Here is a 21,690-nt window from a genome sequence, read left to right as displayed (position 1 = left end):
TTTATTGCGCGCAACCCAATTGCCGACAATTACTACACCGGCTTAACGATGTTGCAACCAACATTTGTCCACTTTTCTGCATACTTTTTTTGGTCAATTCGCCAATGAGCGGCCTAGGTGGTCCATGCCATCATTCGTTCACCTTGGCGCGCATGAAGTTCTTGGTGTCCAAGGCAACAGTCCCCGCCGTGCGGAAGGTGCGGTAGGTCCATCCGGCGTCCAAAACCGGTAGCGACAAGGTCGCCTGCACCGCGGCCGAGTCCCCGGGGCTGAGTTCGGAAACCGACAGCTCGAAGGTCCCCAGGTCCGCCGAACCCTGGATATGGTAGATCACCCCGTTGACCGCGGCCGTTGAGACCATCTCCATTCCATCCGGCGAGCTGAAGGTCACTCCCGTGAACACCGGCAGCGTCAAGGTCAGCACCTGATCCGGTCCCAAGGTCGCCACCTTGACCCGGATTTTGCCACTGCTCACTCCGGACAACGGATTCCCGTCGAAGGCGAATTCCGCCAGGTTGTTGGAACCGTCGTTGTCCGGATCCTGGCCCTTGCCGTCATTCAGGCCGTAGGTGAGCCCATAAAGGCTCATCCATGTGTCATAAGGCGTGGACGGGGCTCCGGTGAGCACATTGAGGATGCCGGTGCCGGTGATCCGGGTGGTCTTGTGGGCGGCCGCGGATGACGGCGAACCCCAGGTTCCCGCCTGTTGCAGCACTCCTCCGAAGTTGAGCTGGTTGATGGTGTCGGTGCCCACGTAGTTGAGGTTCAAGGTCGCTCCGGTGGCCGCGATATTCACGGTGGAGGTATCCGCCAGATACGCTGTGACGAGGGACAGGATGCCGCCGTTCACGGTCGTCGACCCCGTGTAGGTGTTCGTGCCGGTGAGGGTCCAGGTGCCGGTGCCATCCTTCGTCACGCCCATGGTGGCGGCTGGATTGGTGGTGCTGTCCTGGATCACCCCGCTGACCAACCCATTTCCCGCTCCCGTCAGGGTGTTGGTCCTGCCGGTCGTAAGGGCCGGTCCGACGCCGAGCGTGCCTGCCAGTTCGAGGAAGTTCCCAACTCCCGCGTCCGATTGGATATTGAACCCATTGCCGCCCGTGCCGGTCACCGTCAGGTTGCCGACGAGCTTGGTGTTCCCGCTCACATTCTGGATATTGGGAGTACCACCGGCCGACGAACTGGTGGAGGACGCGGCGTTGAAGGTGGTGGAAAGGGTGTTCGAGCCTGTGAGCTGCAATGCCAAGGTGCCGGTATTGACCCCGGTCTTGCTGAAGGTCACCGTACCCGTCCCCAGGGCACCCGGGGTCATCACCAGCAGCGTTCCACCATTATCCGCGATCGTGATGCCCGAGGGCAAGGTATTGGCGGCATTGGTGAGCACCAGCGACCCCTGGCCGATCTTGATCAGGCTGCCGGATGGCCCGGTCAGGGCCGTCGCGATCGACACGAGCTGGCTGTTGGTATCCAACCGGTAGGTTTGGCCCGAAGCTTGGGAAAAGCGGCTCGAATAGTCGGTGGTGTTGGCGACAGTGAACTGGAGAGTCCCTCCGCCGAAGCTGATCGTGCCGGTGGTGCCGATCGCGTCGGTCGATCCGAGAGAGAGCGTGCCGGCCGTGAGAGTGGTGCCACCGGTGTAATTGTTCGTGCCGGTCAAGGTGGTGGTGCCGGTTCCGGTGTGGGTCACCGTGCCCGTGCCCCCGATGTTGTTCGCCACAATGGAGGCATTGGTTCGGTTGAAACGCAGGGCGGCATTGTTCGTCACGCTACCGGTGCCAAGGGTGCCCGTGGTTCCGCCGTTTCCGATCTGCAGGATACCCGTGGTGATTTTGGTGAGGCCGGTGTAACTGTTGGTACCGGACAGGATCACGGTGCCGCTGACATTGGTGGCACCATTGATCTCCAGTCCCGCGTTTCCGGTCATCGGGCCGGAGAACACCGGCCCCGGAGAGGCACCGGACCCAGCACCGATGCGTGTGTCCGCGGAGAGATTGACGGCCCCCGAGAAGACCACCGAGTTTCCGTCCACCCGGATCGCCCCGTTTTGCACGGTGCCAGCGTTCTCATACCACCCGTTGCCTTTCACATCCAGGTTGTTGGCGAAGGTCAGGCTGTTCGTGGACACATAGATCTGGCCGCCCGCATTGACCGTCGCGGCTCCTGTGCCAAAGGCGGTGGCGCTGCTCGCGTTGGCACGGGCGTTGTTGATCGTGGTGCCACCCGTGTAGGTACTGGCGTTGTTGACCGTGTAAGCACTCAGACCGCCGTTCGGAGCCGGTCCGTTGACACCATTGTAAGTGACGCTGCCAGCTCCCCCGATGGCTCCCACACAGTCAACGTTGCTGCTGGTCGCGACGCGGTCGTTGAGAATCAGCATCGTGGCCGACTGCATGGTCACGGAAGCATTGATCCCGAGGGTGGCGGTCGCGCCGGTGGTGGAGCTATCTCCGACCTGGAGGATACCCGCGCCGACGGTGTAGCCGCCGGAGGCGGTGTTGATCCCGGTCAGCACCGTGGTTCCCGCGCCCACCTTGGTCACACTCACGACCCCCGTGCCGTTGTCCGCCAGCACCGAACTGATGCTCATGGGAACGGAGGCCTGGGAATTGTTGAGCACCAGCTCGCCCGCGATGTCGATCGTGGGTCCACCCGCGGTCAGGGTCGAGACGGTGACCGAGAGGCCCCCACTGCTGGAGGTGGCCACCAGGGAGCCGAGCGACCCCAGCCGGAGCGTGGTGGCACCGCTGATGGTGGCGAGCGCGGAAGTCGTGCCGACGGTCAAAGTGTTCGTGTCGGTGGTGGCCGCCGCCAGGGTGACATTGCCCGAGACACCACCCTCGACGATCCGCTGGTTGAGGGTGCCGTTGTTGGCGACCACCCCTCCGAGGCGGACGAGGTCCGCGAACCCGGTGTAAGGCACGATGTTCCCGCTGCCGTCGTTCATCGCCAGGCTCGATCCTCCCAGGATCACCCCGGGCAGGAGCCCGTTGACATTGGCCGTGGAGGTGGTCGCGAGGCTGGTGGGGGTTGTGAGGGCAATATCGAGCTGGCCATTGATGCGGGTGATGGCCCCCAGTGCGATCCTCGAACTGCCGCTGCTGCGGCCGATGCTGGTGAACCCGCTGAAAGTGGTGCCTCCCGTGAGTTCTGTGTGGGAGCCACCGTTCAGCATGACGGCGCTGCCGTTGAGCGTCAGCAACGCCCCGTCCGCCAGCTTGGAGTTGTTCTGGTTGGTGTAGTCCAGGGTGAGGAGCCCGAGATTGTAGGTCGTGGTGCCGGTGTAGGTATTCGCCCCACCGAGGGTGACCACTCCGTTGACCGTCTGGATCAGATTGCCGCTTCCTCCAATTGGCCCGTTCAGCGTGAGCGCCCCCACGCTGGCATCGAGGGTGGCGGTGATGCCGGAATTGATCGTCATCGCGTTGGCAAGCGTCCGGGCGGCGCTGACGCCCCCGGTGGCGAGGGTCGCATTGCCCGCGAACTGGAGGGTGCTGGTACCGAGCGCGGTGTCATACGTCGACACGATCAGCTTGCCGGAGTTCAGCTTGGTGGTCCCGATGTAGGTGCTGTTGCCCGCCAGGGTCAGGGTGGAAGTGGCGTTGATGTCGAGTTGCCAGGTGCCTCCGGCGTTGCCGCCGGCCAGAACACCGTTGAGCACGATGTTCCGGGACGCATCGAGGAGGAAGCGGTTGGTGACGGCGCTGCTGCTGAAGGTGATGTTGTTGGCGAGGGTGGCATCCACTTGGAAACGAAGGCCGGTGATGCTGCCGGTGTGAGTGTAGGTGAGGTTGCCTGTGCCGAGGCCGCTGGCGTTGTTCAGGTCGATGGCCCCGTGGGTGGCGGAGGTCGCGGAGCCGTTGGAGACGGTCGTGCCACCGGTGTAGGTGTTCGCCCCGCTCAACTGGACGTAACCCCCACCCGATTTCGTGAGCAACCCGGACCCGGTGATCACACTCGACACGGTGATGCCGAAGTTGCCGCTGGTGCTGTCCCCGATGATGGTGCCTCCGGAAGCGCCAAGGGTTACCCCACGGTTCGCGGGAATGGTGACCCCGACGATCTGGCTGCCGGAGTTGCTGATCGCGCCGCCGTTGAGCGTCAGACCGTCCGCGACAAAACTGGGAGGCGTGCCGCCGAGGTTGCCCGTCGCATCCTGGACGAGGGTGCCTTGGTTGACGGTGATCTTGCCAGTGAAGGCCTTCGTGGAGGCAAACGTGTAGGAACTGGAACCGGTCTTGAGCAGGTCCCCGGTGCCGGTGATGGCGCTGGGCAAGGTGGTGCCGGCGGAGCCGGTGATCGTGGTGGTGGTGCCGGTGGCGAGAGCGATGGTGCTGCTGAGCGTGGCCGCCGAACCCAGGTTGTTGATGGTGCCGCCATTCGACGTGATGGGCCAGGTGACTCCGCCAGCCACGTTTGCATAAATGCCCAGTGTGCCGGTGGCGGCGATGGTGATGGTGCCGGTGCCCGCGGTGGAGGTCGTGCTTTCCAAGCTGAGGGTGCCAGCGTTGATGACGATATTCCCCTGCGAAATCGGCGTGCCGACCACACTGACCTGGTTGGCACCGATCTTGGTCAGGGTGAAATTCCCCATTTCCAGAAAAGAGGTGGGGGCTCCGTTCGCGCTGCGGATGTCGAACCGGGCCGTGCCGCCAACGGAGGCGTTGGCCGTCAGCGTCAGGTTGTTCAGGGCGTTGATCTGGCTCGAGCCGTTGTTGACCAATGACCCGAGGCTGCTGACACCATCGCCCTCGATCTTGATGATTTCCGAAATGGTCGCGGAGTTCAGCGACTGGCCGTTGACGTCCAGGGTTGCCCCGGTGGCCACAAGCGTCTCGTTCCCGATGCCGGATGCCCCCAGGGCATTGGCGTTGCCCAGTTGCAGGATACCGGCGTTGACCAAGGTCTGCCCCAGGAAGGTATTCGGCGTGGACAGGAGGAAGGTGCCGGCCCCCTCCTTGGTCACCGTGGTGCCACCGGCGATGACCCCGGTCCCGGTCATGGACACGGTGCCGGAGGTGTTGTTCACCAACAGCGCGGATGGATAGACGATCCCCGAGATGGTGACCGCGTCGGCAGTGTCGAAGATGACCGAGTCGCCCGATTGGAAAGTGATCGGGCCGGCGGCAAAATTGGCACTGGTGGACCAGGTGGTGTTCGCCACGTCCCAGGTGAGCAACGAGACGTCGTACTGCAGAACCAGCTTGGCATTGACCAGATCGTTGGTGATGGAGGAATTCCGGAAGCCCGCGATGTTGTAGCTGCCGGTGCCTATGGCAACGCCCACCCCGTATTTGATGAGGTCGACGGTCTTGGTGCCGACGGTGGGGGATGGATTGGCGAGGACGAGATTGACGGTGCCGGCGGCGCTGACGGTGTTGAAAGTCAGGATCGAGGACCCCACCAACAAGGTGGAGTTGTTCAGCAGCGACAGGGAGCCCAAACTGGAACCCGAGCCGGTGATGGTGGAATTCAGGTTCACCGTGACATCCGAGGTGAGCGAACCGGTGATCTTCAGCGTGCCGGCGTTTGAGTTCACCGTGGTGGTGCCGCTGTAGTTGCTGGCCCCGGCCAGCACGAGGGTGCCGATGTCGGTCTTGATGAGATTGCCCGCGCCGGTGATCGCCCCGGCAATGGTCACGGTTCGACCATAGCCGGTCTGGATGGTGCCGCCGCCGGCACCCAAGGTGATGCCGCGGTTGGCATTGAGGCTCACATCGAAGCCCGAGGTGAAGACAGTGCTGGAAGTCGCCACCGTCATGTTCGCGAGAACGCCCCCGTCCAGGGTCAGGTAATCCGCCTGGGCGGCTCCGGGCACGGGGCCGAACGCGAGATCCCCGCTAATGCCGAGCACGCCGCCATTGACGAGGAACTTGCCGGCATAGGTGGACGTCTGGGACGCCAGGGTGGCCGCTCCGGTGCCGGACTTCGTCAGGAGCAAGCCGCTCACACCGGACAGGGCACCGGTCTGGTTGAAGAAAAGGGTGCCCCCGACGTTCCAAACCTGGCTCGCCGACAGGTCGGTGTCGGCATTGACGGTGAGGCTGCGCGGACTGGTGCCGGTGGTGTTGAGCACGATTCCGGCGGACCCGAGAGACATCACCTTGCCGGTGGTGGCATTGATGGTGATGTTCGCGCCAGGATTGGTGCCATCACCGATCTGGAGTCCTCCCCAGGCCAGGTTGTCGCCAATCGACACGGCTGCGTTGCCGGAGGCGACCGTGGAATTCCAGAGGGCGGTGTCACCGGTGCCAGGAACCACTCCACCGGACCAACTGCCGGTCGCGTTCAAGGCGGTCGTGTTGTTCGCCTTGACGACATTCACGGCCCTGGCGGTGGGGGGCAGGACCAGCGAGAAGGCCACCGTAATGGCCGGAGAAACAAACCACAAACCACGACCAACGAACTTCGTCTTCATGGGAAAGCGGGGTTAAAGGATTTTGGGGGAGTATCGTTGTATCTGACTGTTGGAGAATTTGCAATCCACGTTTTGCGGGGGCGTTTCCACCCGCCGGGAGGGGGCCGGAAACTCGCCGCGTCTGCGCTCTGGACTCCGCCAGCGGCCCCCACTAGCGTCCCGCGCATGTCGCTCCCGGCCGCCGAACAACTCCGCCTGCTCACCGCCGGCACCGCCAAGGTGCTCTCGGAAAAGGAACTCGCCGACAAACTCGCGCTCGCCCGCCCGCTGCGCGTGAAGCTGGGCGTGGACCCGACCGCGCCGGACATCCACTTCGGCCACACCGTGGCGCTCGAGAAACTCCGCCAGTTCCAGGAACTCGGCCACCAGGCGGTGCTGCTGATCGGAGACTTCACCGCCACCATCGGCGACCCGTCCGGCCGCTCGGTGACCCGCCCGCCGCTCACCCGCGACGAGGTGCTGGCGAACGCCGAGACCTACACCACCCAGGCGTTCAAGATCCTCGATCCCGAGAAAACCGAGGTCGTCTACAATGGCGACTGGTTCCGGAAAATGACCTTTGAAGAGGTCCTGAAGCTCAACTCCCGCGTGACGCTCCAGCAGATGCTCCAGCGCGAGGACTTCCGCACCCGCCTCGACTCCGCCCAGGAAGTGCGCCTGCACGAGCTCCAGTACCCGATCATGCAGGGCTGGGATTCGGTGGAGATCCGCGCCGACGTCGAGATCGGCGGCACCGACCAGCTTTTCAACATCCTCGTGGGCCGGGACCTGCAGAAGGAGGAAGGCCAGCCGCAGCAGGTGGTGATGGTCGTGCCGCTGCTGGAGGGCCTCGACGGCGTGAAAAAGATGTCGAAGTCCTACGGCAACTACGTCGGTGTGAACGACGCGCCGCAGGAGATGTTCGGCAAGCTGATGAGCGTGTCCGACACCCTGATGGCGCGCTACTACCAGCTCCTGCTGGGGGAAACCCTTTCCCCGGACGTCCATCCGATGGAGGCGAAGAAGGCCCTTGCGGAGAAACTCACCTCACGCTACCACGGCGCGGAGGCGGGCACCGCCGCCCGCGCGGACTGGGATACCCGCTTCTCGAAGAAGGACCTGGCCGCGGCCGACCTGCCGGAGCTGGCCCTCGCCGATCTCCCGGCGGAAGCGACCGTACTGGTGCTCTCCGCCCACTGTTTCAAGGCCGCCTTCGACACCGAGAAGTCCAACGGCGAGCTGCGCAAGCAGTTCATCACCACCGGCTCGGTGCAGCTCAATGGCGAGAAGTTGACGGACCCCTCCGCCGCCGTATCGGTGCAGGCGGGCGACGTGCTGAAGCTCTCGAAGAAGCACGCGGTCCGCTTCATCTAACCCGCCTCATTCCATGTCCTCCGAACTTCCCATCCTCTACGTCAAGATCGGCTGTCCGTGGTGCGACGACGTGATCGAATACCTCGACAAGAAGAAGATCGAGGTCGAGACGATCGTCGTGAGCGGCAACCGCGAGGCGATGCAGGAGATGGTGGATCTCTCCGGCCAGTCGAAGGCGCCGACGATGGACTGGCACGGCGAGGTGCTGGCTGATTTCGGCGTGGACGAGCTGGTGCCGTTCCTCCGGAAGCGCGGGGTGGTGTGACCCCGCAGGCGGGGACCCCATTTGGACTACCCGCAATTTGCTAGAAGGGGCGTGGGCTTGGTGTATGCATGCCCATCATGCCTCTTTACCTCCGTCCTTTGCTCCTGGCCTGGCCGTTCGCGGCTGGAGTTCTCCACGCCGCTCCCGAAGTGCCCTTGTGGAAAGGCACGCCGCCCGGCGAGCTGCCCGCGGTCCAACAGGGAGCCGCGCCGACCGGGAAGATGAACGATGACGAGCGGATGACCGACGTGGCGGCGCCGACGCTGACGTGGTTCCATCCCGAAAAGCCCGACGGCCGCGCGCTGATCGTGTGCCCCGGCGGTGGCTACAAGATCCTCGCGATCCACAAGGAGGGCGACAAGGTGGCCGAGCGTTTCGCCAAGGAAGGCATCACCGTGGCGGTGCTGCACTACCGCGTGCCTGCCGCCAACACCGATGCCGCCGACGCGGGCCCGCGCCAGGATCTGGCCGAGGCACTGCGCCAGGTGCGCGCGGAGATGAAGGCGAAGGGGTTCAACGGCAAAACCGGCGTGCTCGGATTTTCCGCCGGCGGCCACCTCGTGCTGGAGTCGGCCTACGGACCGATGCCCGCCGGGGCGGAGCGCCCGGATTTCGTGGTGGCGATCTACCCGGCCTATCTGACCGACAAGGAAGGGAAGCTGAAGCCGGAGTTCGCGCCGACCAAGGACTCGCCGCCCGCCGCCTTCTTCCACGCCGCGGATGACAAGTATCCGGCGGACGGCAGCGCCCAGCTTTGGCGAAAACTGACTGAAGCCGGGGTGAAAGCCGAGCTGCACGTCTATGCCTCCGGCGGCCATGGTTTCGGCATTTCCGAGCCCAATCCCGACAAGCCGAGCTCGCTGTGGCCGGATGCCGCGGCCGCCTGGTTAAAGGGAATGCGCAAGTAGCTATCCGGGAAGCACATTTCTTTGTGCAAGCAATTCCCCGATCCCGGCGTAGGAACCGGTTGAATGGATCGGCGGATCAGCGGCAGCATTCTTTCCCTCGGACTCGGCCTGGCAGGCGGTTGGCTTGCCTGGCCGGTCACGCGTGCGTCCGGGGAACCGGTTGCCTCGGTTCCAGCGGCCAAACCGGCGGTCGACCAGACGGCGCGCTACAAGAAGGAGATCGAGCCGCTGCTGGTGACGTATTGCTACGATTGCCACGGCGACGGCTCCCACAAGGGCGAGCTGGCGATCGATTCCTTCAAGGACATCGCCGCGATGCAGGGCAACCGCGAGGTCTGGAAACGGATCCGCGAGCACATCGGCTACAAGCTGATGCCGCCGGCGGACGAGGACCAACCGGACGACAAGGAGCGGAAGCAGTTGCTCTCGTGGATCGACGACGCGGTGTTCCCGGTCGACCCCGCCCGCCCCGATCCCGGCCGCATCCCGCTGCGCCGCCTGAACCGGGAGGAATACCGGAACACGATCCAGGACCTGCTGGGCGTGGAGGTGGCGGTGGAAAACGTGCTGCCGCCGGATGACTCCGGCTACGGCTTCGACAACATCGGCGACGTGCTGACGCTCTCGCCAGTGCACATCGAGCGCTACCTGGCCGCGGCGCGGCAGGCGCTCGACAAGGCGGTGCATCCCGATCCGATGCCGCGGCCCGAGCGCAAGATCGCGGGGGCGACGATGGACGGACCCGGCCTGCGCTCCGAGGACGGGCACTACCTCTGGAAAGCCGGGGAGGCGACCTGCCATCCCTACTTCACCGCCGGCCGCTACAAGCTGAAGGTGGTCGCCGCGGGCACCTGGGGCGGCAACGATCCGCCGAAGATGGAGCTGCGGCTGGATGGCAACCTGGTGTCCACCTGGGACGTGAAGAACCCGATGGATTCGCCGAAGTGGTACACCGCCGAAGTGAAGATCGAGGCGAAAGGCGAGCACCGCATCGGCGTGACCTTCCCGAACGATTTCTGGGACGAATCAATCAAGGACCCGGCACGGCGCGACCGGAACCTGATGGTGAACCGGGTGGAGATCGAGGGCCCGCTGGACGGACCGCTGCCACCGAAGCCGGAGACCCACCGCGCGATCTACGGGGAACGCCGTAGCGGCGAGGATGACAAGGCCTACGCGCTGGGCGTGCTCTCGAAGTTCGCCCGCCACGCCTTCCGCCGCTCGCCCCATCCGGGCGAGGTCGAGCGTTACCTCCGCTTCGTCGATGTAGCGGGCTCGCAGGGCCAGGGCATCGAGCACGGCATCCGGCTGGCACTGGAGGCGATGCTGGTGTCGCCCTCGTTCCTGTTCCGCGAGGAGCCGGTGCAGGGCGGCGGACGGGCGGACAAGATCGTCCAGCTCGGCGAGCACGCGCTGGCCTCCCGGCTCTCGTATTTCCTGTGGAGCAGCATGCCGGACGACCGCCTGCTGGATCTCGCGGACGCCGGCCAGCTCCGCAAGCACCTCGACGAGGAGATCACGCGGATGATCGGGTCACCGAAATCCGAACGCTTCATTTCGAACTTCGGCGGCCAGTGGCTTCAGCTCCGCAACCTCGCGTCCGCATCGCCGGACGAGAAGCGCTTCCCCAACTACAACCGCGCGATCGGACGGGACATGCGGAAGGAAACCGAGCTTTTCCTCTCCGACACCCTCCACTCCAACCAGCCGATCACCACGCTGCTGGACGCGGACTACTCCTTCCTCAATGGCAACCTGGCGCGCTTCTACGGCATCCCCGGAGTGGACGGAAAGGAATTCCGCAAGGTCTCGCTGGCGGGCACGCCGCGGCGCGGCCTGATGGGCCAAGGCGCGGTGTTGATCGTGACCTCCTACCCCACCCGCACCTCGCCGGTGCTGCGCGGCAAGTATGTGCTCCAGAACCTGCTGGACCTCACTCCGCCACCCCCGCCACCGAACATCCCGCAACTCGGCGGCAACCACGGCCAGAACCTCACGCTGCGCGAGCAGATGGAGATCCACCGCAAGGATCCCTCGTGCGCGAACTGCCACGCGCTGATGGACCCGATCGGCTTCGCCTACGAGCAATACGATGCCGTCGGATCCTTCCGCAACGACGACCGCGGCAACCCGATCAACACCGCGGGCAAGCTCTCCGACGGCACGGCTTTCACCACCGTCGACGAACTCCGCGCGCTGATCCTCACCAAGCACGGCGGGGAGTTCCAGCGCGCGCTGGCGTCGAAGCTGCTCACCTACGCGCTGGGCCGCGGCACCGATTGGTACGACCGCCCGGCGATCGACGCGATCACCGCGAAAGCCGCGAAGGACAACGGTCGCTTCCAGACTTTCATCCGCGCCGTGATCGACTCCGTGCCCTTCCAATACCGCCGGTCTTCCTGAAACCCCGACACCCCGCCGCCATGACACCCCGCCGCCGCTTCCTGCAAGGACTCGCCGCCACCTGCGCGCTGCCCTACTTGCCGTCCGCGCAGGCCGCGACGACCGCGGCCGCCGCATCCCCGCTGCGGATGGGATTCGTTTACATTCCAAACGGGGTGAACCTCGACCTGTGGCGACCGGCGGCCGGCAGCCAGCTTTCCCCCACCCTCCAACCGCTGGCCGCGCTGCGCGAGCACTTCTCGGTCTTCCGTGGGCTGGACCAGCACAAGGCCGCCGCGAACGGCGATGGCGCGGGCGACCACGCGCGGGCAAACGCGACTTTCCTGACCGGTTGCCAAGCGCGCAAGACCGCCGGCTCCGACATCCGGCTCGGCATTTCCGTGGACCAACTCGCCGCGAACGAGATCGGCCACCTCACGCGGCTGCCTTCGCTCGAACTTTCCACCGATCCGCCGCGCGCCGCGGGCGAGTGCGACTCCGGCTATTCCTGCGCGTATCAGTTCAACCTCTCGTGGCGCAGCGAGAACATCCCCGCCCCGGCGGAACGTGATCCGCGGATGGTGTTCGAAAAGCTCTTCGGCTCCGGCGATGAGAAGCAGGACGCGCGCCGCCGCGTCTACGAGAAGAGCGTGCTCGATTTCGTGCTGGAGGATGCCAAGCGCCTGCAAGGCCGCCTCGACCACGAGGACCGCGGCAAGATGGACCAGTACTTCAGTTCGGTGCGGGACGTGGAAACGCGCATCTCGCGCGCCGAGCAATTCCGCAAGGAAGTGCCGGAGGACAAGCGCCCGAACGGCGTGCCGGAAATCTACCGCGACCACATCCGGCTGATGTACGAGTTGATGGCGCTGGCCTTCCAGACGGACAGCACGCGCATCGCTTCCTTCCTACTGGCGCACGATGGCTCGAACCGGACCTTCCCCGAGATCGGCATCCCCGACGCGCACCACGGTCTTTCCCATCATCGAGGCGATCCAGAGACGCTGCGCCGCATCGGCGAGATCGACCGCTATTACGTCGAGCAGTTCGCGTGGTTCCTGGAGAAGATGAAATCGATCCCGGACGGCGATGGCACGCTCCTCGACCACTCGATGATCGTCTACGGCGGCGGCATCGCCGATGGCAACCGCCACAACCACGATGACCTGCCGGTGCTGCTGGCCGGGCACGCCAAGGGCACCCTCAAGCAAGGCCGAGTGATCGAAGCCCCGAAGGGCACGCCGATGACGAACCTGTATCTCTCGATGCTGGACCGGATGGGCGTGAAGGCCGCGCGGCTCGGTGACTCGCAGGGAGAGCTTTCCGGGATCTGATCAACGCAGCCCGGGCGGTGCGTTGCGCTGATAGAGATCCTCGATGGTCTCCGGCAGCAGCGCGACCGGGAAGACATACAGCTCGTCGATGCTGCCGCGGAACGAGTAGCTGGATTCGTTGTCGACCCGATGGCCGATGGTGAGAGGGAAGGCATTCGGCCCATCGATCTGGGTGTCCACCTCCCGCGTTTTGACGTAGGTGGAGGGATCCAGGCGGCCGTCGATGTAGTAGCGGATGTCGTTGGTGCTGCTGTGGGGGCCGCCAGGAAAGACCACCGCCACATGGTGCCACTTACCATCGCGCAGGTCGGTCGATCCGATGCTGGCCCCGCCCTGCACCTCCACGCGGATCGCGCCCTTGGTGCCGTTGTTGTCGGTGCCGTTGTTCCAGGCGACCTGCCACTTCCGTCCCATGCCCGGCGTGGAAGGCCCCCACGACAGCATCGAATAACAGAAGGTATCCGGGGTGCCAGGCGGGACCATCACCCAGAAGGTCACCGAGCGGGCCTGGTTTCCGGCATAGCCGGGAAAGCCGGTGCCGATCACGGTGGCGAAGCCATCGAGCTTCACCGCGTTGCCGAATTTCCCCGGCACCAGCGAGGGATGGGTGACGTCCTTCAACTCCACCATCCGCGCCACGAAAGGCGCCTGGCCCTCCGGCCGCACGCCGGTCTCATCGAAGGTGCCATCGGCATTGTTCATCGCGTCGAAGCTCCAGTGCAGGTAGGTCGTCGGCATCAGCGCGCTGTCGGTGCGCGCCACCTTGCCGAAGTCGCCAGGCTCATAGCGGGGCGCTTCATTGAGAACCCCGGAGTCGGCGAGGCGAACGGACTTCGACTTGGCGATCTTGAGCGAATCCCGGACGCCGCGCTTGGGATTGAGCTCCACCTCCCCGGCGAGCACGTGGACCTCGGCATGGCCGTCCTCCTCCACCGCCACGCCGAAACGCGAGCCGCGGTGGCGGAGTTCACCTGTGGGGGTTTCGATCACGAAGCCGCCGGCTTGATCGGGGATGTCGACGATCGATTTCCCGAGTTCGAGGCGGGCACGGTTCGGCGAGGACACATCGAGGCGGGCGGGAGCCTGGAGCCGCACGCTGGCGCCGGAATCGAAGGTGATCTGCGCGGAGCCCTCGGTGAGTTCCATGATGCCGGTGGAGATCCATTCACCCACAAGGGGCTGGCCGCTCTTCCACTTCGCGTCGCTGGCTTGGGTGATGCGGGCGACGAACGCGCCGGAGCCACCGGCCCGCTCCTTTTCCACCACCTGGATGATCTGTTTCGCGGGCTTGAAAAGGATGCCCATTCCCGCGCCCAAGGCCACCAGGGCCGCGGCGGCGGGAAGTTTCCGCACCCACGCGGGGAAGCGCGTGACCTTCGTCGCGGGCACATCCGCCTCACGGGCAGCATCGCGAAGCTCCCATTCCAGGCGACCGTGGATCTCGGCCTGGATGCAGTAGTGCTCCATGGCGACCGGGTCCTCCCGCATGCGCCGCTGGAGTTCCGCGAAATGCTCGGGCGCGAGCGAGCCTTCCAACAAGGCATCGATCCATTCCATCGTCTCGCGGTTCATGCGACACCTCCTTCCACCCGGTTTCGGCGCTCGACGCAATCGCGCAGTTGGTTCCGCATGCGGAAGAACCACTGCTGGAGCGAGCCCTCCGTTTTCCGGAGATCGCGCGCCATGTCCCGGACCGTGCGACCGACCACGTAGCGGGTGTGGATCAGCTCGCGGTCGCCGGGCTCGAGCTGCTTCATGCACTCGCGGAGCGCGGCCTGCTGGCCATCCGCAAGGGACTCCGGAGACGAGCTACGCGCGGAGATCTGCTCCATCAGGTCGCTGTCGAAGACGAGCCACTGGCGGCGCTTGTCGGAGCGCAGGGCCTCGAGCGTCTTGAGGTGGGCGATGCGGAAGGCGAAGGCCTTGAAATTGGTCCCGGGCTCGAAGGTGTCCGCCTTGTTCCACAGCACCAGGTTCGTTTCCTGAAGGATGTCCTCCACGTCCGCCTGTGGGGCGAGGCTGCGGATGTAGCCGTAGATCGCCGGCTGGTGGCGGGTCACCAGTTGCAGGTATTCGATCCGGAGTTCTTCCATGGCGGGAGTGGAGGCAATGGAATCAGGTTTCATCCGGAGGGGAAAGAAGATGCTCGGCGTGGGTCGCGGTTTGAAGCGTCAGGGGCCGGTGGCCCGCACCCGGAGGAACAACTTCTCCGGGGTCTCGGGAGCGGTAGACTCCACGGTGACCTCGTCGAAGTCCCCCTCCGGGAACACCGACACCTCGGAGACCTGAAGGCTGCTCCAGTTGACGAGATCGGACGAGGACTGCACCTGATACACCAGCGTGGACGGTCCGCCACGGCGGCGTGGGTAGGTCATGCGGTATTCGCCGTCGATCCACTCCGCGCTGGTGATCGGCGTGTAATCGGCAACGCGGGGACGGGTACCGAAAGCGTATTCGCTGAGGCGGCTGCGGCCGTCGCCATCATCGTCCACCGACCAGTTCACGGCATCGCCACCGAAGTAGCGCCGGTGCCAGGCGAGCGCCGACGTCTGGGTTTCGGTGGCGAGCGTGGATACCTCGGCGGCGCTGAGCGCGCGCGGATAAATGCGGACGTCATCGATCGTGCCGGTGAAGAAGCGGCTTTGCACGTCGCTGCCGATCTTCACCTGGCTGGCGGTGGTGTTGATCGCCACCGAGGTGCTGGACGCGAAGGTCGTTTCCAGCACGCCATCGATATAGAGTTTGGTGTCCGTCACGGTGGGCGTGCCGTCGTTGGCGAAGGTGCAGGCGATGTGGTGCCACTGGCCGTCGTTCACCGTGTGGCTCGCCTGGAGCGCGCCGCCGGTGGCCTCGATGCGCGGCTGCCCGCTCTGGACGAGGAAAGTCCACTTGTTGCCCGTCGAGTTCGGCCCCCAGGCGATGACCGGCATCTGGCCGGTGCCGGTGGTCTTCACCCATGCCGAGCAGGTGCGGGCGTTGGTGCCCGTGATGCCATTGAAACCATCCACGCTCACGTAGTCGTTCACGCCATCGAACAGGAGCGCGCGACCGGCCCGGCCGGTGACCCACTGCGTGGGATCGCTGGTGAAGCCGTTCAAGGTGGCGGACCGGTAGCCACCCGCCTCGGTGGTGGTCAGGCCGGCACTTTGATCCAGCGGGAACCAGTAGTCCGCATCCGCGTAAGCGACGCTGACCCGCACGGTGGCAGTGGCGGGTTGGTCGCCATCGGTGCAGGTGTAGGTGAAGGAATCCTCGCCAAGGAAGCCCGCGGCCGGGGTGTAGAGGATATTGGAGCCCTGGATCACGGCGGTGCCCGCCGACGGCTGGCTCACGGAGCTGATCGCAAGCGGCTGGGGCGATCCGTCGTCGGTGTCATTGCCGAGGACGGAAATGGTGGTGGCCGTGTCCTTGAGGATGGTCACCGTGTCGTCGTTCGCGGTCGGGGGAGCACCGGTGCCGATCCCGTCGCGGACGAACGCCGAGGCGGCCATCGCCTGCTTCGCGATGCCGGGGCCGCTCCACTGGATCGACAGAGCCGGGGTGCCCGCGGTGGCGCGCGACCACGACAGGCGGAAGGGATGCCTGCCCGCCTTCAGGTTGATCGAAGCGCTCTTCTCGGTGCCGCCGGTGTAGCCGGAATCGGCATCGATCACCGAGGCATCGTGGATGCGGAGGAAGGCGCGGGTGTCCGCGTTCAAATAGAACGTATAGGTACCGTCGGCCGGGACATTCAGGTAACCGGAGAACAACAGGCCCACATTCGAATCCCCCGTGCGCAGGGAGACATCCGGCACGGAAGAAGTGCCGCTCGACGCCGGAGTGAGGCTGGAAAAATCGGGAAGCCATCCCGACCAGACGTTCGTGTAGGCTTTCCATTCGAGGCCGGTGGTGACCGAGCCGGTGTGCAGGGAGGGCACCTGCTGTGAATCATACGGCCGCGCGGCGCTACTATCCGGACGACGCATCCGCAGCACCTTGTCCTTCATCTGCTGCTGAAGGTCGGTCATGCCCACGGCGAGGTTGTTCGACTCCTTCGGGTCGGTCACGACGTTGTAGATTTCGAAATCGTTCAACTGCGCGGGAATGGCGTAGCGCACGCCGACATAGTCGCCGATGCGGACCATCTGCATCTGCTGCCGGGAGCGCCCGCGCTTCGCGGCATCGAACTCGGAATAGTTCGGCGTGGTGCCGTTGTAGTAGTACTCGATGTAAACTTGCGGCGTCTTCTGACCCGCAATGTTTTCCAGGGTGGGCACCAGCGAAACCCCGTCCGCGCGGGCCGGCGCGGGCACCCCCGCGAGCTCCGCGAAGGTGGGCATCCAATCGTGGAACTGGCTCGGCAGGTTGCTGACGCGGTTCGCGGGGATTCCCGCCGGCCAGCGCACCAGCGCGCCAACACGGGCACCGCCTTCCCAGCAATCGCGCTTGATCCCATCGAACGGACCGAAGCTGTTGAAGAAATACGGCTGCATGGCCGAGGAGAGATAGGACTCATCGCTGACGCCGTTGTCCGAGGTGAAAACGATCAGCGTGTTGTCGTCGATATTCAGATCCTTCAGCGTCTGGATCAGGTCGCCCATGCAATCGTCGATGCGGCGCACCGATGTGGCGTAGCGCTTCATGACATTCGGCCAAGCCACTTCCGGCCCGATCGAAGTCTTGTCATTGTCGTAAGTGGCGGTCGCATAATCCGGGTGGATGTAGCTGTCGACGGTGCCACCGGCGGTGTTGATCATCGAACCCGCGGTGCCATTCCATTGCAACCCGCCCGTGAGCCCCTTCCCTGCCGGATAGGCCATGGTGGGCAGCTCGCAGGTCGCATGCGGGGTGTCATAGGCGAGGTAGAGGAAAAACGGCTGGGTCGGGGAGGCCGCGTGCTGGTCCACGATCCATTTTTTCGCACGGGCCGTCCACAGGTCGGCAGTGTAGCACTTGGCCAGCCCGGCCGAGACCTCGGTGTCCATGTCCCAGACCTGCTTCGCGCCCTGATAGGTGCCTTCCTTCGGATAGTGTTCGTGGCCGTCGCCGTGTGCGACATAGCCGTAATAGTAGTCGAACCCGCGCTTGGTGGGATAGGCGGGCCAGGTGGCCGGAGTCGTGCCGGAGCCTTGCAGACCCCACTTGCCGACACAGGCGGTGGCGTAACCCGCCCCCTTCAGCACGCTGGCAAGGGTGTGATTGCTCTCCAGCGCCTTGTCGAACTGGTTGTCCCGGACGTTCGCGTGGCCTTGGTGGACACCGAGCAGCAGCGAGGCACGGGACGGCGCACAGACGGGCGCCGGACAGTAGTGGTGCGGCAATTGCAGGCCCTCGCCCGCCACGGTGTCGAGGTTCGGCGTGAAGTGCCAGGGCTCGGCACGGTCGTTGTTCGCCTTCCGCAGGTTCTGGTAAAACACCCCGATGTCCCCGTAGCCGAGGTCATCGCAGAGCACGAAGATGACATTCGGCTTCGGGGCGGCTCCGGCCGCGAACAAGGCGGAGCAAAGGAGGACGGACAGAATGGAAAACAGGCGCTTCATCGTGACGGGCGGGAAACGACGGGCCGGGGCACTTCACCCCGGCCCGGGTGAAGATCAACGACGGCGGCGCAGCAGGGCGACCATCCCCAAGGCACCGAGCAGGACGGCGGACGGCTCCGGCACGGCCTGGTAGCTGCCATTGAGCGTCAGGTTGTCGATGCCGCCGTAAGAGCCGCCCTCGGTCACGGTCGGTTTGTCCCCGGTAATGCGCAGCACGAAGGTGCCACTGGTGCCCCCGAGATCCGCGGCATCGAGCGTGGTGTCACCGGCCAGCGTGATCGAGAACGCCATGCCGGAACTGGCATTCGCCGCGATCAGTTGCTGGAGCGAGCCCGTCGCGAAGGTGGTGGTGAGGGACGAATCCAGAATGCTCGCGGAGAAGCGGGTGGTGCGGGCAGCCGTCTGGATCGCGGACGTGGAATTGTAGGCAAACCCGGTCAGATCGACGGTGGTCAGCACCAGGGAGTCCCCGGAATTGCTGAACGTGTAGCTCACCACGTAATCGGTGGTCCAGACGGCCACCGGCGCGGTACCGGAGGCGAGCTGGACATTCACGTTCGGCACCACGCGGCCCGCCGTGAGGGGCGTCGCCAGATAGTTGGCGGCACCGCCAACCGTGGTGGAGGAAGCTCCGGTCAGGCGGGAGTCACCGGTCCAGGTGATGCCATTGAGGGTGGCACCGGTGCTGGTGACGCCGGTGAAACCGGTCGTGAGCAGGATCGCGGCACCGGCCGGAGCCGCGAGCGCGAGGAACAAGGGGGCTAGGATTTTCATGCGATGGGCAATGCAACCAGACGCCCCATCGACGGAACGCCTGTTGCCATGCCCATGACCCCGGCCCGGGGAGTATTACGAAAAATTCTTCAGCCCGCCCGCACTTGCCGCCACCGCGAGGGGCACGCCGTTCACGCCCTCCTTGAGCCGCTTCAGCCGGATCTGGAGGTCCGCCAGCGAGTTCATGAAGTAGATGTAGGCGTCGTAGGGACCGCCGTAGGGCGAGAAATACGAGTGCACCCCGCCATCCGTGCCGCCCTTGGTGGACATCCAGTAGAAGTGGTCCGAGGTCTGGAGTTTCGCCCAGACATGGGTGAGGTCCGGGTCCTTCGCGGCCAGCACCTCTTCCTCCAGCCGATGGATCTTCGCGATCGCCTCCTGCTGCATCACGTTGCCCATCCACGCGGTGAGGTCGCGCTCGGCGTCCGCCCACGAGGTCGGCCAGTGGCAATCGTATTCCTTCGAGGCCCGGTGGAGATCCACGGCCTCGGAAGGCGTGATCCACTGGCCGCCGAGCTCGAGCAGCGTTTCGGGAAGCTGCTCCCAGAACTTGAAGATGCCGGTGTCGCCCCACTGGTGCTCGCCGATCGTCTCGTAGTCCATGAACAGGTTCACCACGTCGCCCTTCGACTTCACCAGCCAATCGGCGAAGGTTTCCGGCGAGAGCGGGTATTCGGTCCAGTTCTTGTCGGAGAAACGGAAGCCCAGGTCATCGGAGAGACCGGGATTCCGCAGCAGCGTCTTGAGCCGGCTGACATGCGGAGCGCGGTAGAGGAAATTCGGCGAATGGCCGTTGAGCACCCATTCGACCCCCTCGCCGAGGATGCCGTCGAAGCCCATCGTTTCCGCCTGGGCGGCGATGGCGTTGTTGTAGATCAGTTCGGTGTTCCGGAACACCCGCGGCCGCACCGAGAAGACCTCCTCCAGGAGATCGAGGTGCCGTTCCACCTGGCGCTCGAATTCCTTGCGGGAATGGACGATCGCCAGCGAGTGGTAATAGGTCTCCGCCAGCAGCTCCACGCCGCCGGTGGCCACCAGCTCCTGGAAGGACTCCAGCACGTCCGGGCGGTGGTGCTGCATCTGTTCGATCACCGTACCGCTGATCGAGAGCGCCATGCGGAACTTGCCCTCGCTGCGCTCGATGAGGCGCTTGAACATCTTGTTCGCGGGCAGGTAGCACTTCTCCGCCACCTTCGAGAGGATGCGGGCGTTGAGCAGGTCGTCTTCATAGAAGGCGTGCTCGCCGATCCGGAAGAAATCGTACGGAATGAGCCGGTTCGGTTGGTGAACCTGGAAATAAAGGCAAACGTCGGGCATCGGGAACTGGGGAGCGTGGGGAAAATTCCCCGGTGGATCAAGGAACGAGTTCCCGGTAAATCTCAACGACCTTCTCGGCGGCGGCGTCCCAGGTGGAGGCCTCGATGTCGCGCTTCGCCTGCTCCACGACCTTCTCACGGAGTTCGTCGTCGGTGATCAGGTCGATGATGTGCTTGGCCATCAGGTCGACGTCCCAGAAGTCCGCCTTGAGCGCACCCCTCAGGACTTCGGCGACGCCGGACTGCTTCGAGATGACGGCGGGAATGCCAAACTGCGCGGCCTCCAGCGCCGAGAGCCCGAAGGGCTCGGAAACGGAGGGCATGCAGTAGACATCGGTCATCGAGAGCAGCTCGTTCACCTTCTCCTTGTTCAGGAAGCCGGTGAAGTGGAAGTGACCGCCGAGGCCGTGGAACGCCCCGGTTTCGATCAGCGGACGGAGCTTTTCACCGGTGCCGGCGACCACGAAGCGGACGTCCTTGTTTACGGCGAGCACCTTGGCGGCGATTTCCAGGAAGAACTCGGGCCCCTTCTGCGCCGTGAGGCGGCCGAGGAAGAGCACGAGTTTTTCCGGGAATTTCTTGTGGGTGCTGAAAACCTCGACCGGATCGGCACCGTTGTGGACCGCACGCACCTTGCCCGGATCGATGCCGTAGTGGCCGGTCACCACCTGTCCGGTGTAGTTGCTCACCGGAATGACCCGGTCAGCCTCCTCCATACCGTATTTCTCGATATCATAGATCCAACCGCGGGCATCGGCGCCGGCGCGGTCGTACTGGGACGCGTGGACATGGATCACCAGCGGTTTTCCGGTGGCTTTTTTCACCTCCACGCCCGCCAAAAAAGTCATCCAGTCATGGGCGTGGACGACATCGAAGTCATCTTGAAGCGCGAGCTTCGCGGCGATCTTTGAAAACTCGATCACCTTGTTACCCAAATCTTCCCCATACAACTCCCCCATCTTGAATTGCTCAAGCTGGCGGCGGGTGGTCTGGGAAAAGCGGATCTCTCCTCCCGGGATGTGCTCCAGGGTCTCCATCGTGGTCTCCCCGTCCTCATACGGATCGAGGTGGATGGGCACCCGCTGGACCTTCGAGAAACTCTCGTAGCGGTAGCGGCCCTCGACACTCTGGAGGTCCTCGACCCGCAGGTTGTTCAGGCCGGTCAGGGTGAACCCATCGAAGTGGTCCTCGGGAGCGGTGCGGGGCACCACGACCCGGAGGTCGACATGCTTCGAAAGCGCCCGGGACAAACCCAGGCAAGCGATTCCCAAGCCTCCGTTGATCAATGGAGGAAACTCCCAACCCAGCTTCAAGACACGCAACCGCTTCATATGGAGGAAGATCGACCTAACACGCAGTTCGTTGATTTTCAAACGTGCGGGCGATCGCCAACACCCAAAGCAAACGGCGGGCCAATGTCGAGA

At 64.6% G+C, this 21,690-nt stretch carries 12 protein-coding genes; 5 read left to right on the top strand and 7 right to left on the bottom strand.

Going from position 1 to position 21,690, the window contains the following annotated elements:
- Positions 1-130 precede the first annotated feature (130 nt).
- Positions 131-6,415, bottom strand: a complete 6,285-nt coding sequence (locus llg_RS10000; protein ID WP_338289737.1) for an autotransporter-associated beta strand repeat-containing protein — start codon at positions 6,413-6,415, stop codon at positions 131-133.
- Positions 6,416-6,580: 165 nt separating this feature from the next.
- Here llg_RS10000 and tyrS point away from each other — a divergent pair, with 165 nt between their 5' ends.
- The 5 genes from tyrS (at position 6,581) to llg_RS09975 (ending at position 12,657) form a co-directional block, all read left to right on the top strand.
- Positions 6,581-7,768, top strand: a complete 1,188-nt coding sequence (gene tyrS, locus llg_RS09995) for a tyrosine--tRNA ligase (RefSeq protein WP_338289736.1) — start codon at positions 6,581-6,583, stop codon at positions 7,766-7,768.
- A 13-nt stretch (positions 7,769-7,781) separates the two neighbouring features.
- Positions 7,782-8,033, top strand: a complete 252-nt coding sequence (locus llg_RS09990; RefSeq protein ID WP_338289735.1) for a glutaredoxin family protein — start codon at positions 7,782-7,784, stop codon at positions 8,031-8,033.
- Between the two features lie 77 nt (positions 8,034-8,110).
- Positions 8,111-8,941 carry an alpha/beta hydrolase gene (locus llg_RS09985; RefSeq protein ID WP_338289734.1) on the top strand — a complete coding sequence of 277 codons (831 nt, stop codon included), beginning with the start codon at positions 8,111-8,113 and terminating at the stop codon, positions 8,939-8,941.
- A gap of 63 nt (positions 8,942-9,004) precedes the next feature.
- Complete coding sequence (locus tag llg_RS09980) at positions 9,005-11,344, top strand: DUF1592 domain-containing protein (RefSeq protein ID WP_338289733.1); 2,340 nt, start codon at positions 9,005-9,007, stop codon at positions 11,342-11,344.
- Positions 11,345-11,364: 20 nt separating this feature from the next.
- Positions 11,365-12,657, top strand: coding sequence for a DUF1552 domain-containing protein (locus tag llg_RS09975; RefSeq protein WP_338289732.1), 1,293 nt, complete (start codon positions 11,365-11,367; stop codon positions 12,655-12,657).
- Here the strand turns inward: llg_RS09975 and llg_RS09970 are convergent, their stop codons facing one another.
- The 6 genes from llg_RS09970 to llg_RS09945 all read right to left on the bottom strand — a co-directional run bounded on the left by llg_RS09970 (position 12,658) and on the right by llg_RS09945 (position 21,597).
- Entirely contained in the window at positions 12,658-14,229 is a 1,572-nt protein-coding gene (locus llg_RS09970; protein WP_338289731.1) for a LamG-like jellyroll fold domain-containing protein, read from the bottom strand. It lies immediately after the preceding gene.
- Positions 14,226-14,783 carry a sigma-70 family RNA polymerase sigma factor gene (locus tag llg_RS09965; protein ID WP_338289730.1) on the bottom strand — a complete coding sequence of 186 codons (558 nt, stop codon included), beginning with the start codon at positions 14,781-14,783 and terminating at the stop codon, positions 14,226-14,228. Before llg_RS09965 ends, llg_RS09970 begins: the two co-directional genes overlap by 4 nt.
- 45 nt (positions 14,784-14,828) lie before the next feature.
- On the bottom strand, positions 14,829-18,176 hold the full coding sequence (locus tag llg_RS09960; RefSeq protein ID WP_338289729.1) for a sulfatase-like hydrolase/transferase: 3,348 nt from the start codon (positions 18,174-18,176) through the stop codon (positions 14,829-14,831).
- A gap of 54 nt (positions 18,177-18,230) precedes the next feature.
- A complete protein-coding gene (locus llg_RS09955; protein ID WP_338289728.1) occupies positions 18,231-18,950 on the bottom strand; it encodes a PEP-CTERM sorting domain-containing protein in 720 nt (239 codons plus the stop codon).
- Positions 18,951-19,025: 75 nt separating this feature from the next.
- The gene (locus llg_RS09950; protein WP_338289727.1) at positions 19,026-20,267 is read right to left on the bottom strand and encodes a glycoside hydrolase family 57 protein; all 1,242 of its coding nucleotides are present in this window, start codon (positions 20,265-20,267) and stop codon (positions 19,026-19,028) included.
- A gap of 37 nt (positions 20,268-20,304) precedes the next feature.
- Positions 20,305-21,597, bottom strand: a complete 1,293-nt coding sequence (locus llg_RS09945) for a glycosyltransferase (protein ID WP_338289726.1) — start codon at positions 21,595-21,597, stop codon at positions 20,305-20,307.
- Positions 21,598-21,690 lie beyond the last annotated feature (93 nt).

Origin of the sequence: Luteolibacter sp. LG18, from assembly GCF_036322585.1 — a bacterium.
Lineage (GTDB): Bacteria > Verrucomicrobiota > Verrucomicrobiia > Verrucomicrobiales > Akkermansiaceae > Luteolibacter.
The sequence above is the reverse complement of the archived record's forward strand: the minus strand, read 5'-3'. Positions and strand labels throughout refer to the sequence as shown.